The sequence below is a fragment of the Bacillus sp. BB51/4 genome, from assembly GCF_008368845.1.
Lineage (GTDB): Bacteria > Bacillota > Bacilli > Bacillales > Bacillaceae_G > Bacillus_A > Bacillus_A wiedmannii.
Genome location: NZ_QOSC01000005.1, coordinates 124,822 through 141,580 on the forward strand (window position 1 = coordinate 124,822; position 16,759 = coordinate 141,580).

The 16,759-nt window shown below is 37.0% G+C and carries 15 protein-coding genes; 11 read left to right on the top strand and 4 right to left on the bottom strand.

Features of this window, described 5'->3' with window-relative positions; all coding sequences use genetic code 11:
• Positions 1-28: 28 nt before the first annotated feature.
• Together DN392_RS02950 and DN392_RS02955 are read left to right on the top strand one after the other, a co-directional pair.
• Positions 29-970 (top strand): phosphotransferase enzyme family protein, encoded by a 942-nt coding sequence (locus tag DN392_RS02950; protein ID WP_064449247.1) that lies wholly within the window; start codon positions 29-31, stop codon positions 968-970.
• Between the two features lie 89 nt (positions 971-1,059).
• Complete coding sequence (locus tag DN392_RS02955; RefSeq protein ID WP_000099734.1) at positions 1,060-1,323, top strand: DUF3949 domain-containing protein; 264 nt, start codon at positions 1,060-1,062, stop codon at positions 1,321-1,323.
• Between the two features lie 18 nt (positions 1,324-1,341).
• Here the strand turns inward: DN392_RS02955 and DN392_RS02960 are convergent, their stop codons facing one another.
• Positions 1,342-1,638, bottom strand: a complete 297-nt coding sequence (locus DN392_RS02960; protein ID WP_001144768.1) for a YtpI family protein — start codon at positions 1,636-1,638, stop codon at positions 1,342-1,344.
• Between the two features lie 238 nt (positions 1,639-1,876).
• On the opposite strand from DN392_RS02960, the gene DN392_RS02970 reads away from it, so the two are divergent.
• Positions 1,877-2,809: a DHH family phosphoesterase gene (locus tag DN392_RS02970; protein ID WP_000545158.1), complete on the top strand. Its 933-nt coding sequence runs from the start codon at positions 1,877-1,879 to the stop codon at positions 2,807-2,809.
• 51 nt (positions 2,810-2,860) lie between these two features.
• Here the strand turns inward: DN392_RS02970 and ytrI are convergent, their stop codons facing one another.
• Together ytrI and ytrH are read right to left on the bottom strand one after the other, a co-directional pair.
• Entirely contained in the window at positions 2,861-3,364 is a 504-nt protein-coding gene (gene ytrI, locus DN392_RS02975) for a sporulation membrane protein YtrI (protein WP_001265725.1), read from the bottom strand.
• Positions 3,361-3,774: a sporulation membrane protein YtrH gene (gene ytrH / locus DN392_RS02980; RefSeq protein ID WP_073516695.1), complete on the bottom strand. Its 414-nt coding sequence runs from the start codon at positions 3,772-3,774 to the stop codon at positions 3,361-3,363. The genes ytrI and ytrH overlap by 4 nt, the downstream gene beginning before the upstream one ends.
• Positions 3,775-3,816: 42 nt before the next feature.
• Here ytrH and dnaE point away from each other — a divergent pair, with 42 nt between their 5' ends.
• The 8 genes from dnaE to DN392_RS03020 all read left to right on the top strand — a co-directional run bounded on the left by dnaE (position 3,817) and on the right by DN392_RS03020 (position 14,645).
• Complete coding sequence (dnaE, locus tag DN392_RS02985) at positions 3,817-7,143, top strand: DNA polymerase III subunit alpha (protein ID WP_064449246.1); 3,327 nt, start codon at positions 3,817-3,819, stop codon at positions 7,141-7,143.
• A gap of 133 nt (positions 7,144-7,276) precedes the next feature.
• Positions 7,277-8,485: an NADP-dependent malic enzyme gene (ystJ, locus tag DN392_RS02990; protein WP_161796084.1), complete on the top strand. Its 1,209-nt coding sequence runs from the start codon at positions 7,277-7,279 to the stop codon at positions 8,483-8,485.
• Positions 8,486-8,499: 14 nt separating this feature from the next.
• Positions 8,500-9,144, top strand: coding sequence for a FadR/GntR family transcriptional regulator (locus DN392_RS02995; RefSeq protein WP_000204434.1), 645 nt, complete (start codon positions 8,500-8,502; stop codon positions 9,142-9,144).
• Between the two features lie 185 nt (positions 9,145-9,329).
• A complete protein-coding gene (gene accD, locus DN392_RS03000; RefSeq protein ID WP_000942866.1) occupies positions 9,330-10,199 on the top strand; it encodes an acetyl-CoA carboxylase, carboxyltransferase subunit beta in 870 nt (289 codons plus the stop codon).
• Positions 10,187-11,161, top strand: coding sequence for an acetyl-CoA carboxylase carboxyl transferase subunit alpha (gene accA, locus DN392_RS03005; RefSeq protein WP_000818786.1), 975 nt, complete (start codon positions 10,187-10,189; stop codon positions 11,159-11,161). Before accD ends, accA begins: the two co-directional genes overlap by 13 nt.
• Before the next feature lie 128 nt (positions 11,162-11,289).
• Positions 11,290-12,249 carry a 6-phosphofructokinase gene (gene pfkA, locus DN392_RS03010; RefSeq protein WP_000821162.1) on the top strand — a complete coding sequence of 320 codons (960 nt, stop codon included), beginning with the start codon at positions 11,290-11,292 and terminating at the stop codon, positions 12,247-12,249.
• 53 nt (positions 12,250-12,302) lie between these two features.
• Positions 12,303-14,060, top strand: a complete 1,758-nt coding sequence (gene pyk, locus DN392_RS03015; RefSeq protein WP_001232679.1) for a pyruvate kinase — start codon at positions 12,303-12,305, stop codon at positions 14,058-14,060.
• A 195-nt stretch (positions 14,061-14,255) separates the two neighbouring features.
• On the top strand, positions 14,256-14,645 hold the full coding sequence (locus DN392_RS03020) for an FxsA family protein (protein ID WP_000871636.1): 390 nt from the start codon (positions 14,256-14,258) through the stop codon (positions 14,643-14,645).
• A gap of 628 nt (positions 14,646-15,273) precedes the next feature.
• On the opposite strand, the gene ytvI is transcribed toward DN392_RS03020, so the two are convergent.
• Entirely contained in the window at positions 15,274-16,392 is a 1,119-nt protein-coding gene (gene ytvI, locus DN392_RS03025; protein WP_001081380.1) for a sporulation integral membrane protein YtvI, read from the bottom strand.
• Between the last annotated feature and the right edge of the window lie 367 nt (positions 16,393-16,759).

Below are 16,759 nucleotides of genomic sequence, written 5' to 3' on the forward strand. Positions count from 1 at the left end.
CTTCACTATATGAACTAGGGGGAGAAGAATGGATTTTTACATTAAAGAGCAGTTATGTAAGCAATATAATTTAAATAGTCTTACGAAAGTGTCATTGTTGCATGGGGGAGAAAATCAAACATATATATTCGAATCGGATAAAAATAAATTTGTGGTTAGGCAGTATAGAGAAGGACGTTATACAGCCGAGCAAATAGAAGCTGAAATACATTGGTTAATAGCGTTGCAAAAACAAATGTTAGTACCAGAAGTAGTTGTAAATAAAGATGGTGACTGGGTCACACCTGTTATGAAAGATGAGGGAAGTATCCAGTATTTTGTTGTCTTTAGGTTTATAAATGGAAGTGAAATTATAGAACCAAAGGATAAAGATTATGAAAAACTTGGAGCATTAATGCGAATGTTTCATGAAAAAACAAATGGAGTGCTTAAAAGAGTGTCGCAAACTTGGAGAGGTTATGAAAGACCTATATATAGCGAACAAAAGATGATCCATGAGTCTTTACAATGTTTATTAAATACTTCTTTTTTATCTTATGAGGATAAAAATAAATGCTTGAGAATTGCAGAAAGAATACAAGAACTTACAAACTCAATTCAATTGGGAGAAAAACAATTTGTTCACGGAGATATGCATGTTGGAAATATTCTTGTAGACAAAGAGGATTGGTATTTACTCGATTTTGATGAATGTGGATTTGGCTATAAAGAGTTTGATATTGGTGTTCCAAGATTGCATTTAATTGCTTCGGGACAGTTAGAAGATGCATGGGGGAATTTTATGATGGGATATGGGGAAAATATTTCAGAATCAGCCATTCGACTTGGGACCGCTTCAAGAATCTTTTATATGGCAGGAAAAATACCATTAAGACTTGATATTGAACCTATTAGAAAAAAACCTGATGCTTTTATTCGGCGATATATTCAGTATGTCGAAGAAGAATTATGTGGTGAGACAATTGTCTGATTAAAAAACAGAATATTAATTTAATTAGATGCTAGACTATGTTATAATTAAATTGTAAGAAAATGGATTTACGAAAGGTGGTATGCATTATGTCATCAACAGTACTCTTTTTTGGTAGTATCGCACTCTTTTACTTTCTTATAATGATACCGATTCAATATTTATACTTACAAGGTTTACATGAAAAAAAGAAAAAAACAGGATTATCTCAGCGAGAGTTATATGAAAGAATGTCTTTTGGGGAAGAACAATTACATCTTCATGTGCAGGGCAACCCATTTAATATACCATCTGCGTTTGTCGCATATATGATTTTAAAAGTTAAGGGACGTAAAAAAGCATCACAATGTTGATGCTTTTTTTGCACTGCTTCAGACAGATTCAGCTTCTTCAACTGCTAATGGTAAGAAATGTTTGTATTGGCGAAATCCATTAAATGCACTTGCACTACCAAATAGAACAAATAAAACACCAACGATAATTCGAGCGGTTGAAAGTTCTAAAAAGAATTGGTTTATCCCAAAGAATAAGACGAATGAACCAAGTGCCATTGCGGATTTTCCTGAGAGCCAACCTTTCTCCATTGGGCGGTTTGTACGAAAGTATTTTGTTTTGTAGAAGAGGTACAACATAAATGAGACGATAATACAGAAGACTAATACTGGCATCATGCACACTCCCATCGCTTTGTGAAAAATAATAGTGGAGAAAAAAGAAATATCTAAACTTTCTAATTTCTATTATAAAGCAATTGTTCGCATGTATGAAATACTTTCCGTTATAATGGAGGATAAAGTGAAACTTTAATTAGTGTGAGGATGTTTCTGCGCTAATGATTTGCCCGCACCAATTGGGCTTTTACTGCACGTTAAAGTGAAGAAGTTGAGTAAAAAGGAGATTATACATATGCATGAGCAAATTTTAAGAGCAATTAAAGAGTTTGATACAATTATTATTCATCGTCATGTGCGTCCAGATCCAGATGCATTAGGTTCACAGGGAGGTCTTGGTACAATTCTACAAGAATCGTTTCCAGAGAAAAATATTTATACGGTTGGGTACAATGAACCGTCACTAGAATATTTACGAGTAATGGATGATATTGAAGATAGTGTATATGAAAATGCACTTGTTATCGTATGTGATACTGCGAACCAAGAACGTGTTGACGATCAACGCTATGCAAAAGGGAAGATGTTAATTAAAATTGATCATCATCCGAATGAAGATCCGTACGGAGATATTACGTGGGTAGATACGACATCAAGTTCTACAAGTGAAATGATTTATGAATTTTACAGTTATGGAAAAGATAAAGGATTACAGATAACGAAAGAAGCAGCTCGTCTTATTTTAGCGGGTATTGTTGGGGATACAGGTCGTTTCTTATTCCCGAATACAACAGCGAAAACACTTCGTTACGTGAGTGAGCTTGTTGATATGGATGTGAAATTCACAGATTTATACAATGAAATGTATAAGACGAAAGAAAAGATTGCTCGTTTAAACGGCTATATTTTACAAAACTTTACGATGGTAGAAGAAGGAGCAGCTTACATTAAATTAACGAAAGAAGTATTAGAAAAGTTTGATGTACTTCCTTCTGAGGCATCCGGTGTTGTTGGAGCACTTGGTAATATTGATGGATTAAAGTCGTGGGTTCTATTTTTAGAGGAAGACGATGTGATTCGTGTTCGTCTTCGTTCAAAAGGACCAGTGATAAATAAATTAGCAATGCAATATAATGGCGGAGGGCATCCGATGGCTTCTGGTGCAAAAGCATCTTCTTGGGAAGAAGCGGATCGTCTTTTTGCTGATTTACGTGAGTTGTGTAGATAAGAGATTATATATGAAAACGAAAAGAAGGAGCGGCGCTAAAGTCCTCCTTCTTTATTTTTCTTTCTCTATCGTAATGCTAATTTCAAGCACTGTATCAAAAGATATCGTATCGACTTTGAAACGGTATAGCCGATCGTAATGTTTGTACGTCTTGTTTTCTATTACCTTTTTGAGTAGGTCTTTATTTTTTGCGATACTTTGTATGTTTTTCGTTAAAAGATGCTGGAGGTCATTATGGATAGAGGTAGTCATGTTTTCAAGTGTAAGGTTGTCTAAATCGTATTTTTCTCGATTTATAAGTTTTATTTTAATCTCTTGAATAGTTAAGAGTCGTTTATTTTCTGTATTCAATTTTTCTTGATCTTCGAGAAGGACGTGGAGCTTTGCTTCTTGTTTTTCTATAATTTCTCTTTGTTCTGCTATTTTACTAGCTTGTTCTTCTTGAAAAACACCGTATATGAACAAAAAAATAAACCAGCTCAACACGCCTCCAACAGCAGCACCAGCTAAAACTAAATACCATTTTTTTGCTGTATTGGCACTTGGTACTCTCATACATGTTCCTGCGTTAGCCATTTAATAATAGTAAGACCTGTTTGCATACCACCCGTTGCGAAAAAAATAAGGAGAATTTGTTTTACAATATCTTTCATATCTCCGCCAAAGAAACTTCTTTCAAAGCTATAAAAAGTATCAAATGTTCCGCCAATTGCTGCAACGAGTGCCCAAATTCTTAAATTTTGGGCGAATTGATTAATGTAAGTTAGAGTTGGTTTTCCGATAAGAAACGCACCAAATCCACCAATTAATGAACCACCAAGTATAACCCCAAAGGCAATAAAATAACTAATAATAAGCAGAGAGAAAAAAGTATGTTCTCTTACATCCATCGTCATTCCCCTTTCTTCTTCATATATATGGACAAAGTATAAGAAGTATGTTTTGATTTCCGCTTTCCTCATCACCTATAATAAAAGTAGTCAGATTGGTAAAGAGAGGGTACAACAGTGAAGTTTGTGCATTTACAATGTCAAACCGTTTTTAGTTTATTAAAAAGTGCTTGTAAAATTGATGAGCTTGTAGTCAGGGCGAAAGAACTTGGTTTTTCGTCACTCGCTATTACGGACGAAAATGTTATGTATGGCGTTATTCCGTTTTATAAAGCATGTAAGAAACATGGTATACAGCCTATTATCGGCTTAACAGCTTCTATTTTTAGTGAAGAAGAGGAAAAATCTTATCCGCTTGTTTTACTTGCTGAAAATGAAATGGGCTATCAAAATTTATTAAAGATTTCTAGTAGCATTATGACGAAGTCAAAAGAAGGTATTCCGAAAAAGTGGCTTGCCCATTATGCGAAAGGATTAATTGCTATTTCACCAGGTAAAGATGGGGAAATTGAACAATTATTATTAGAAGACAAAGAGAGTGAAGCTGAAGAAGTAGCTCGCATGTATCAAAGCATGTTCGGCAATTTTTATATGAGTTTGCAGCATCATGCGATTCAAGATGAACTGCTCCTGCAAGAGAAATTACCTGCATTTATGAGTAGGATAAATGTTCCAGTTGTTGCAACAAACGATGTACGCTACATCAATCAAAGTGACGCACTTGTTCATGAGTGCTTATTATCTGTTGAAAGTGGAACGAAAATGACTGATCCAGATAGACCAAGGTTGAAAACGGATCAATATTATTTAAAATCATCAGATGAAATGGAAGCACTATTTTCTCACGTAGAAGAAGCGATTTATAACACAGTAGACATCGCAGAACGTTGCAGAGTAGAAATACCGTTTCATATAAATCAATTACCGAAATTTCCTGTTCCAGCTAACGAGACGAATGATATGTATTTACGCCGCGTTTGTGAAGAGGGCTTGCAGAAACGATATGGTACGCCGAAAGAAGTACATATAAAGCGCTTGAATCATGAATTAAACGTTATTTCTAGTATGGGGTTTAGTGATTATTTCCTCATCGTGTGGGATTTTATGAAGTATGCGCATGAAAATCATATTTTAACAGGACCAGGACGTGGATCGGCAGCTGGCTCACTCGTTTCTTACGTATTAGAAATTACAGATATTGATCCGATTGAATATGATCTATTATTTGAAAGATTTTTAAACCCCGAACGTGTGACACTTCCAGATATTGATATCGATTTTCCAGATATAAGACGTGATGAGATGATTCGATATGTGAAAGATAAATATGGTCAGCTTCGTGTTGCACAAATCGTAACGTTCGGGACGCTTGCAGCGAAAGCGGCAATTAGAGATATTGCGCGTGTAATGGGGCTTCCGCCGCGAGATATTGACATATTCTCAAAACTTATCCCATCAAAGCTCGGTATAACGTTAAAAGATGCATATGAGGAATCGCAATCACTCCGTGAGTTCATACAAGGGAATCTGTTGCATGAGCGTGTGTTTGAAATTGCAAAACGTGTAGAAGGCTTACCGCGTCATACGTCTATTCATGCAGCTGGCGTTATTATGAGCCAAGAGCCGTTAACCGGAAGTGTTGCAATACAAGAAGGGCATAATGATGTGTATGTTACACAATATCCAGCTGATGCATTAGAAGAACTTGGTTTGTTAAAGATGGATTTTTTAGGATTACGTAATTTAACGTTACTTGAAAATATTATAAAGTTTATTGTGAAAAAGACGGGGACACAAATTGATTTAAGAAATTTACCACTTCAAGATGAAAAGACGTTCCAATTGTTAGGTAGAGGGGATACAACAGGTGTATTCCAGCTTGAATCAGGTGGTATGCGAAATGTACTTCGCGGGTTAAAACCGAATGAATTTGAAGATATTGTCGCTGTTAACTCATTATATAGACCAGGACCAATGGAACAAATTCCAACTTTTATTGAATCAAAGCACGGAAAAAGAAAAATTGAATATTTACATCCGGATTTAAAGCCGATTTTAGAAAGAACGTACGGTGTAATTGTATACCAAGAACAAATTATGCAAATTGCGTCGAAGTTGGCGGGATTCTCGCTCGGAGAAGCAGATTTATTACGCCGTGCAGTGAGTAAAAAAAATCGTGATATTTTAGATCAGGAGCGTAAGCATTTTGTACAAGGCTGTTTACAAAATGGTTATGACGAGACATCCGCAGAGAAAATTTATGATTTAATTGTAAGATTTGCGAATTACGGTTTTAACCGAAGTCACGCTGTAGCCTACAGTATGATTGGATATCAGCTTGCTTACTTAAAAGCGAATTATACGCTGGAATTTATGACAGCATTATTATCAAGTGCAATTGGAAATGAAGATAAGATTGTGCAGTATATACGAGAAACGAAGCGGAAAGGTTTTCACGTTTTGCCGCCATCTCTTCAGAGAAGTGGTTACAATTTCCAAATAGAAGGTAATGCGATACGTTACAGCTTACTTTCAATTCGAAACATCGGAATGGCTACAGTGACAGCATTACTCGAAGAACGAGAGAAAAAAGTATTTGAAGATTTATTTGAATTTTGTCTTCGCATGCCATCAAAGTTTGTAACAGAGCGAAATTTAGAGGCATTCGTCTGGTCTGGGTGTTTTGACGATTTTGGTGTTTCGAGAACAAATTTATGGAAAAGCCTTAAAGGAGCGTTAGAGTACGCAAATCTTGCACGTGATTTAGGAGATGCTGTTCCAAAATCAAAATACGTGCAAGGAGAAGAGCTCTCTTTTATTGAACAGTTAAATAAAGAGAAGGAAGCACTAGGTTTTTATTTATCAAGCTATCCGACAGCGCAGTATGTGAAGTTAGCAAAAGAATTAGAAATTCCATCTCTTGCTCAGGCAATGCGACATAAGAAAAAAGTACAAAGGGCTATCGTGTATATAACAAGCGTGAGAGTGATTCGTACGAAAAAGTTGCAAAAGATGGCGTTTATTACATTTTGTGATCAAAACGATGAAATGGAAGCAGTTCTTTTCCCTGAAACATATATACATTTCTCAGATAAGTTACAAGAAGGAGCAATTGTTTTAGTTGACGGCATGATTGAGCTTAGAAATCATAAGTTGCAATGGATTGTAAATGGACTATATCCGTTAGAAGAAATGGATGTGTATGAAGAAAAGAAAGATGCATCTGTTTATGTGAAATTGTCGTCTCAGTATGAGAAAAAGCTTTTAAATCAGGTTACTAAAATATTGTTTGACTATTCAGGTTTTGCGAAAGTACTAATTTATTATGAAAAGGAACATAAAATGGTACAATTGTCTCGAAGTTTATCGATTCATCCAAGTGAAGAATGTTTAGGAGCACTTCGTGAAATTGTCGGGGAAGAAAATGTAGTTGTGAAAATATAATGGACAATTTCCCTACACTTCGATTATTATAGTAGTAGTGTTCGTGGTCAGACCACTTGGAGAAATTGATATCAGCTAGAATAATTTGAGGAGAGTGGATAGTTTGTCAACACTTCGTGAAGAAGCACTTCACATGCATAAAGTGCATCAAGGAAAATTAGAAACTGTATCAAAAGTAAAAGTAGAAAATGCAAAAGATTTAAGTCTTGCATATTCTCCAGGGGTTGCAGAACCTTGTAAGGAAATTTATGACGATAAAAGTAAGGTATATGAATATACGATGAAGGGAAATATGGTAGCAGTTGTGACAGATGGAACGGCTGTACTTGGTCTTGGTAACATTGGACCTGAAGCATCTCTTCCAGTAATGGAAGGTAAAGCTGTATTATTCAAGAGCTTTGCTGGTGTAGATGCATTCCCAATTGCCTTAAATACAAACGATGTAGATAAAATTGTTGAAACTGTAAAATTAATGGAGCCAACTTTTGGCGGCGTTAACTTAGAGGATATCGCAGCACCAAACTGCTTCATTATTGAAGAACGTTTGAAAAAAGAAACAAATATTCCTATCTTCCATGATGATCAACACGGAACAGCTATCGTAACAGTAGCAGGTCTTGTGAACGCGCTAAAATTAGTTGGAAAGAAAATGTCTGACATTAAAGTTGTCGCAAATGGCGCAGGTGCAGCAGGTATTGCAATTATTAAACTTTTATATCGCTATGGTGTACGTGACATTATTATGTGTGACCGTAAAGGTGCAATCTATGATGGTCGTCCTACAGGGATGAATCCGGTGAAGGATGAAGTTGCAAAATATACAAATAAGAATCGTATCGAAGGTTCTTTAGCTGACGTTGTACAAGGTGCGGACGTATTCATTGGTGTATCTGCAGAAGGTGCATTAACAGAAGAGATGGTTCGTACAATGAATGACGATGCAATTATTTTTGCAATGGCGAATCCAGTTCCAGAAATTATGCCAGAATTGGCAAAAGCAGCGGGCGCAGCTGTTGTTGGAACGGGTCGTTCTGACTTCGCGAACCAAGTAAATAATGTACTAGCGTTCCCTGGTATTTTCCGTGGTGCACTTGACGTACATGCGACACAAATTAACGAAGAAATGAAGATGGCAGCTGTACAGGCTATTGCTGAGCTTGTAGCAGAAGATGAGTTGAATGCAGACTATATCATTCCGGCACCGTTTGACGCGCGTGTAGCGCCTCAAGTGGCAGCTTACGTTGCGAAAGCTGCAATGGAGACAGGAGTAGCTCGCCGTCAAGTAGATCCAAATGAGATTGCTGAGAAAACAAAACAATTAGCGCTGATTGGTAAAGAATAAGCGAGGAATTTCCATTGACATCATCAAATACAAAAGTATATCTCGAAATTGTAAAAAAAATCCGTTCCATTATGGAAGAAGATGGATTGGTAGCGGGGGATCGTTTGCCGTCTGAGCGTGAGTTAAGTTCACGTTTAAACGTAGGGCGTTCCTCTGTAAGAGAAGCATTGCGTGCTTTAGAACTGGTAGGATTGATTGAAACGAGACGTGGTGAAGGGACGTTTATACGAAACTTTTACGATAACGGTCTTGTACAATTGATTGCGCCGTTCTTGCTGCAAGATGAGAAAACAATTCGTGATTTATTACAAACAAAACGATTGCTTGAGAAAGATATGATTCGAATTGTATGTAATTTGCCGAAAGAAACGTTTTCTAAAGTGCTAAGAAAATTAAATCAAGTGCTTGAAGAAAATGAAAACTCAATCCCGATGCTTCATCAAACGTTCTTTAAAACACTCATTGAACAAGTCGATAATTATTTACTATATCGCATTTGGATGATCGTAAATGATTATGTATCAACTCTTTCTTGTGAAGTTTCAGGAGATTCTATCGATATGTATAGAAAGCTTTATGCTACTTTGGAAGAAAAACAAGAAAATGATGCACTAAAAATTTACGATGAATTAGTAGAGAATATACAGTTTCACTCGTAATGTATAAAATTTGTCGAAATGACCATGACACGTTATGACAAACATTCTATCGCGTAGCGGTTAAAGTTAAACGTAAAGAGTGAGGTTATTAGACAGATTGAGAAGATAAGGCTAACATCAAACTTTGGTGTTAGCCCAATTTTCTTCTTGCGCTAACCTTAGCTCTCAATGAAGGGGGTCAAATTGTGCTAAGAGATTTATTCGTGAAAAAGAAAAAGTACGCTGCAATACCTTCAGAACAAGTACGAAAAGATGTACCGGATGGCGTTATGACAAAATGTCCGAAATGTAAAAAAATCATGTATACGAAAGAGCTTCTAAAAAATTTAAAAGTATGTGTGAATTGTGGATATCATCATCCTATGAATGCATGGGAACGTCTTGATAGTATATTGGACGAAGGGTCATTCCGTGAGTATGACAAAGAAATGGTTTCATTAAATCCACTCGAGTTTCCAGGATATGAAGAGAAACTAGAGAGCGATCGTAAGAAGACTAAATTGAACGAAGCGGTTGTAACTGGTGAAGGAACAATTGATGACATGCTTGTTGTTGTTGCAGTAATGGATTCTCGTTTTCGAATGGGCAGCATGGGCTCTGTTGTAGGAGAGAAAATTGCCCGTGCAGTTGAAAAAGCATACGACTTACAAGTTCCATTTATTATCTTTACTGCGTCGGGTGGTGCCCGTATGCAAGAAGGGATATTAAGTTTAATGCAAATGGCAAAAACAAGCGTAGCTTTGAAAAAGCATAGTAATGCAGGAGGGTTATTTATTTCTGTTATGACTCACCCAACGACGGGCGGGGTTTCAGCGAGTTTCGCTTCACTTGGTGATTACAATCTTGCAGAGCCAGGTGCACTTATCGGATTTGCTGGTAGACGTGTAATTGAACAAACGGTGCGTGAAAAACTACCGGAAGATTTCCAAACGGCAGAATTTTTATTAGAGCACGGTCAATTAGATGCGGTTGTGCATCGTGATGATATGAGAGAATCGCTCCGTAAGATTTTAGAAGTTCATCAAGGAGGGGAAATGGCTGTATGGCAGAGCTAGAATTTGAGAAACCAGTTGTTGAGCTAAGAAATAAGATTCGTGAACTGAAAGACTATACGAAAAACAGCCAGATGGACTTCAGTGAGGAGATTCGTATTTTGGAAGACAAGCTAGAAAAATTAGAGGAAGATATATACGGCAATATGAAAGTATGGGACCGTGTTCAAATTGCTCGTCATGCAGAACGACCGACAACGCTCGATTATATTGAGCACTTATTTACTAATTTTTTTGAATGTCATGGAGATCGCCTATTTGGCGACGATGCAGCGATTGTCGGCGGCATTGCGAAATATAAGGGGATGCCTGTAACTGTAATTGGGCACCAACGCGGAAAAGATACGAAAGAAAATATTCGTCGTAATTTTGGGATGCCTCATCCAGAAGGATATCGAAAAGCACTGCGTCTAATGAAACAAGCGGAAAAGTTTAATCGTCCTATTATTTGTTTCATCGATACGAAGGGAGCCTATCCTGGTAAAGCAGCTGAAGAACGTGGACAAAGTGAGGCGATTGCCCGTAATTTATTTGAAATGGCGGGTTTAACTGTCCCTGTTATTTGTATTGTTATCGGTGAAGGTGGTAGTGGTGGTGCGTTAGGTCTTGGAGTAGGAGATTACATTCATATGCTGGAAAATTCCACGTATTCTGTTATTACACCAGAGGGTGCGGCGGCAATTCTTTGGAAAGACGCTGGTAAAGCAAAAGAAGCTGCAGAAGCGATGAAAATTACAGCATTAGATTTGAAAGAATTAGGTGTAATTGACGAAATTATTCCAGAGGCAAAAGGTGGAGCGCATCGTAATATTTTAAAACAATCAGAAAATATAGATTTAATGCTTAAGAAAACTTTTGAACAATTAAGCGGAATTTCGAAAGATGAATTAATCGAAAAACGTTATGAAAAATATATGAAAATTGGGCAAGTTTCGTTTTCAAACGCTTCCATTGGGATAAAATAATAAAAGCGTGCGTTCCTCTTCGCGAATGCACGTTTTTATTATGAAAAGACACATCTTCTCCATTGTGTTTTTATATTTTTTCGTGTTATTTTATTATAAGGCAAATAATCTTTATGAGGTGAGTACAAATGAAACGTATTGGTGTATTAACAAGTGGTGGAGATTCACCTGGTATGAATGCTGCCATTCGTGCAGTTGTTCGTAAAGCGATTTTCCATGATATTGAAGTATATGGTATTTACCATGGATACGCGGGTTTAATTTCTGGTCATATTGAAAAATTAGAACTTGGTTCTGTTGGCGATATTATCCACCGTGGTGGTACGAAATTATATACAGCAAGATGTCCTGAGTTTAAAGATCCAGAAGTACGACTAAAAGGTATCGAGCAATTAAAGAAACACGGTATCGAAGGACTTGTTGTTATTGGTGGAGATGGCTCTTACCAAGGTGCTAAAAAATTAACTGAACAAGGATTCCCATGTGTTGGTGTACCAGGTACAATCGACAATGATATTCCTGGAACAGACTTCACAATTGGTTTCGATACAGCTTTAAATACTGTTATTGATGCAATTGATAAAATTCGTGACACAGCTACATCTCATGAACGTACATATGTTATCGAAGTAATGGGGCGTCATGCTGGAGATATCGCATTATGGGCTGGTTTAGCTGATGGTGCCGAAACAATCTTAATTCCAGAAGAAGAGTATGACATGGAAGATGTTATTGCTCGTCTGAAGCGCGGTAGTGAACGTGGTAAAAAACACAGTATTATCATTGTGGCTGAAGGTGTTGGAAGTGCAATTGACATCGGTAAGCACATTGAAGAAGCAACAAACTTTGATACTCGTGTAACTGTATTAGGTCACGTACAACGTGGTGGATCACCAAGTGCACAAGACCGTGTATTAGCAAGTCGTCTTGGCGCAAGAGCAGTTGAATTATTAATTGCTGGTAGAGGTGGACGTTGTGTAGGTATTCAAGATAATAAACTTGTTGATCATGATATTATCGAAGCGTTAGCTCAAAAGCATACAATCGATAAAGATATGTATCAATTATCTAAAGAATTATCCATCTAATCGGCTTAATGTCGGATATTTGGGAACGGTTTCATAATTTTCGGAGGTGCAATATGCGTAAAACTAAAATTGTATGTACTATAGGTCCTGCTAGTGAAAGTATTGAGAAATTAGAACAATTAATCGAAGCGGGTATGAACGTTGCTCGTTTAAACTTCTCTCATGGTAGCCATGAAGAGCACGGCGCTCGTATTAAAAACATTCGTGAAGCTTCAAAGAAAACTGGTAAAACAGTTGGTATCTTACTTGATACAAAAGGTCCAGAAATCCGTACTCACGACTTCGTAGACGGACAAGCTGAGCTTGTAACAGGTGCAGAAGTAGTTCTTTCTACTGAGCAAGTATTAGGTACTGCAGAGAAGTTCTCTGTATCTTATGCTGGTCTTTATGACGATGTAGACCCAGGTTCTCGTATTCTAATCGATGACGGTCTTATCGAACTAGAAGTAATCGAAAAAGCTGACGGAAACATCCGTACAAAAGTTTTAAACAGCGGAACTGTAAAAAATAAAAAAGGTGTTAACGTACCAAACGTAAGCATTAAGCTTCCTGGTATCACTGAAAAAGACGTAAAAGATATCGTTTTCGGTATCGAGCAAAAAGTTGATTTCATCGCAGCTTCATTCGTACGTAAAGCATCTGACGTATTAGAAATCCGTGAATTATTAGAAGGGCATAACGCTCAATACATCCAAATCGTACCAAAAATCGAAAACCAAGAGGGTATCGATAACATCGATTCAATCTTAGAAGTTTCTGACGGTTTAATGGTAGCTCGTGGTGATATGGGTGTAGAAATTCCACCAGAAGAAGTACCATTAGTACAAAAACGTCTAATCAAAAAATGCAACGTGTTAGGTAAACCGGTTATTACTGCGACACAAATGTTAGATTCTATGCAACGTAACCCACGTCCAACTCGTGCGGAAGCAAGTGACGTAGCTAACGCAATCTTCGATGGTACAGATGCAATCATGCTTTCAGGTGAAACAGCTGCTGGTCAATACCCAGTAGAAGCAGTAACAATGATGGCTAACATTGCAGTACGTGTTGAAAAATCATTACAATATGAAGATATGTTCAAAAAACGTATTAAAGAGTTCACTCCAACAATTACAGATGCAATTAGCCAATCTGTTGCGCATACAGCACTTGCTCTTGATGTAGCTGCAATCGTAGCTCCAACAGAAAGTGGACATACTGCGAAAATGATCTCTAAATACCGTCCGAAATCTCCAATCGTAGCTGTAACATCTGACGAGCAAGTAGGACGTCGTCTTGCACTTGTTTGGGGTGTGCAAGCATTTATGGCTGGAAAACGTGCAGCGTCTACTGACGAAATGTTAGATACTGCAATTCAAACAGGTATGGATGCAGGTCTAATTGGACTTGGAGACACTGTAGTAATCACTGCTGGTGTTCCAGTTGCTGAAACTGGTACAACAAACTTAATGAAAATCCATGTTGTTGGTGAAGAAGTTGCGAAAGGACAAGGAATCGGTCGTAAAGCTGCAAAAGGTAAAGTAGTTGTAGCGAAAACAGCTGCTGAAGCTGTAGCGAACGTAAACAAAGGTGATATCCTTGTTACAACAAGCACTGATAAAGATATGATTCCTGCAATCGAAAAAGCTGCTGCTCTAGTTGTAGAAGAAGGCGGTCTTACAAGCCATGCGGCTGTTGTAGGTGTATCAATCGGTATTCCTGTTATCGTTGGTGTAAACGGCGTAACAGCAACTTTAAAAAATGGCCAAGAAGTAACAGTTGATGCAGCACGCGGAATTGTTTATAATGGACATGCGGAAGTGCTATAAGTAATACGAAGAGAAGGATCGGAGTCCTTCTCTTTTTTTTACACAAAAACGAGGCAGAATCAGCTTGAAACGCCCAGAATTGCGTTTAAAATCCGTTTGTTACGAGGTTCAATAGGGAAAGGTGTTTAGTTTCTATGTAGCGTATACGGGTGCTCTGGGTTCTTTTAAAGTGATGCGTGAGAGGGGTGTAGAACTATGAAGTGGTTACTATTCTTGTTTATTTTAATACCGGCGATTGAGATTACAGTTTTAATTGGATCGAGTCATGTAATAGGTTTATGGTCTACGTTCGCTATGATTGTATTTACGGGTGTTGTAGGTGTCTATTTGGCGAAAAGACAAGGATTTAAAGTGCTTGGAGAGATTCAATCTAAGTTGAATAGAGGAGAAATGCCAGGAGGAGCGGTACTGGATGGTATTTTTATCTTTGTAGGAGGTATTCTTTTGGTACTTCCTGGATATGTAACGGATATAATAGGTTTTATCTTTGTTCTCCCTATGACGAGGACTTTGTTGAAGCCGTTTGTTGTGAAGTGGATGGAATGGAAGTTTAGAAAGAGTTCTACTATTATTGTGCAGAAATAGTGCTTAGATTATAGCGATCTAAGTACTATTTTTTTGCCCGCAAAAGGATGGGAGATGGATGAAGCTCTGTTAATTAAAGTTTTGCTGTATCATGCCTTAAAATTTGGTGAATGCGAAGGAGTTAAGTGGAAATCAGGCTGCTCATACAAGTCCGGTTGGTGAAAGTTAATAATCGGTGGTGGACAAAATCCTTACGAAACGTAGTTTTGCCTTATTATATTGGCTGTGTATTTTTCGATTGGATATGTAGGTGGTTCTTAATGAGTGTGTTGTAGGGAAATTCATATGAACTCAAGCGGGTTTTTGTATATAAAAAGAATTAATTGGTATGGAAAAGTTAGATGCGAACAGGAAAATTGTTAGTTTAAGTCTCATTTTATACCGTTTTGTATATTTATTCATTTACATAAAAAGTAATAAATGTAAGTAATAATTATATAAAAAATAGAATAAATATGTAAAACACCTCGAAATATGCGTTTTCAATGCAAAAAACAAGAGTATTATCCTTTTTGTGGGAAATCCTCTTGTTGCATGTAATGAGTGTGAAAAATAAGTACAAGGAATAATCAGTGGGAAATTCCCACTGATTACATGTAAGTTTTTGTTGTATATGAATTAGAAACTATTATTTTGAAGGTGAGCCTTTAATATATTTCCACAAATCATGGAATACACGAGCTTTGTGCAATGTATTAAGTAGTACTAAGATGACTGGACCGATGATTAATCCTAAAAAGCCAAAAAGCTTAAAGCCGACAAATAGAGCAATCAGTGTTGCTAATGGATCAAGACCGATATTGGAGGAAAGTACTTTAGGTTCCATAATTTGTCTTTGGACAATCACGACGATGTATAAGATGAGAAGACCGATGGCGAAAGCAGTGTCGCCGGTGAAAAATACGTATATAACCCAAGGAACGAAGACGGCGCCTGTTCCTAAATACGGGAGTAAATCTACAACCCCTGTAATAATTGCGATAGTAATGGCGTATGGTACGCGTAATATTAAAAGTCCGATTAGTACAATAACAGTTGTCATAGATACGAGTGTAAGTTGCGCTTTAACAAAACCAAATAAAGCTTTTCTTAAATCGACAAAAATAGTTTTTCCATAGCCATGAACACGATTCGGCAAAAATTTTCTTACTTTCTGAGCAAGACGGTGCCAATCGTAACTAATGAAGAAAGTGGCTAATAAAACGAATACAAGGACAGTTAAAGTTGTTGGTAATGCACTAATGAAATTTGTTAATCCGCTTATAATAGCAGTTAAAAGTTCTTTCATTTGCGTCGTTGCTTCGGTTCCTAAGTTTTGAATGTTTTGTGTAATCGTATAGCGCTGTGGTTCACCAAGATGATTAAATTTAGAAATTAAATCATCATAGAGAGGCATAATATGATTAAGTGCAAATTGCTCTGCGAATTTAACGATATCCGGAAACTTTACTGTAACAAGTTGTAGTAAGTATGTTGTGGCAGATATTGCTTCCGTTACAAGATATGTAACGAGTCCGACGATAGCTCCGAATACGAGAATTAAGCTAACGAGTACTGCTAGTGCGCGAGGAAATTGTAGTTTTTGATTAAGGAAATTGACGACGGGATTAATCAAATAAGCAAATGCGAAAGCGATAATAAAAGGGTAGATAAGTCCTGACATATATAGTAATGCATAGAACCCGGCTACCGTTGCTACAATGACAAATATGAGTCGCAATATCATATATAGTAAGTTTCGGTTCAAAGATGTATACCTCCCATTCCAATTTGGATTATCCTAATTCGTTCAACTTATAACGAGTGTGCCCCGCTGATTAAAGTTTCACTTTATGTTATAGTGGAATGATGGATTTTTCCTGCTTTTTCAGTACATGAGTGACTGTAAAAGCTTGGTGTTGATGCTTCTACTATATGGTAAAAACTTCATTTTCTCTTCTTTTTATTTTACCTGTTTCTTATTAGAAAAGAAAGGAGAGACAATCGTTTTCAAAAATGTATACATGCTTAAATTTTTGATGATGAAAGTCTCATTTTAGCATTTTAAAATACATAAAAAATGAAGTGGTTATTGTTGAATATACATCGATATAGCATGTATAACGATAGGTTTA

Excerpts from the sequence above, each read along its gene's own strand:
- DN392_RS02950 (WP_064449247.1), top strand. The coding sequence starts at position 29 with ATGGATTTTTACATTAAAGAGCAGTTATGTAAGCAATATAATTTAAAT.
- DN392_RS02955 (WP_000099734.1), top strand. The coding sequence starts at position 1,060 with ATGTCATCAACAGTACTCTTTTTTGGTAGTATCGCACTCTTTTACTTT.
- DN392_RS02960 (WP_001144768.1), bottom strand. The coding sequence starts at position 1,638 with ATGCCAGTATTAGTCTTCTGTATTATCGTCTCATTTATGTTGTACCTC.
- DN392_RS02970 (WP_000545158.1), top strand. The coding sequence starts at position 1,877 with ATGCATGAGCAAATTTTAAGAGCAATTAAAGAGTTTGATACAATTATT.
- ytrI (WP_001265725.1), bottom strand. The coding sequence starts at position 3,364 with ATGAGAGTACCAAGTGCCAATACAGCAAAAAAATGGTATTTAGTTTTA.
- ystJ (WP_161796084.1), top strand. The coding sequence starts at position 7,277 with ATGCATAAAGTGCATCAAGGAAAATTAGAAACTGTATCAAAAGTAAAA.
- accA (WP_000818786.1), top strand. The coding sequence starts at position 10,187 with ATGGCAGAGCTAGAATTTGAGAAACCAGTTGTTGAGCTAAGAAATAAG.
- pfkA (WP_000821162.1), top strand. The coding sequence starts at position 11,290 with ATGAAACGTATTGGTGTATTAACAAGTGGTGGAGATTCACCTGGTATG.
- pyk (WP_001232679.1), top strand. The coding sequence starts at position 12,303 with ATGCGTAAAACTAAAATTGTATGTACTATAGGTCCTGCTAGTGAAAGT.
- DN392_RS03020 (WP_000871636.1), top strand. The coding sequence starts at position 14,256 with ATGAAGTGGTTACTATTCTTGTTTATTTTAATACCGGCGATTGAGATT.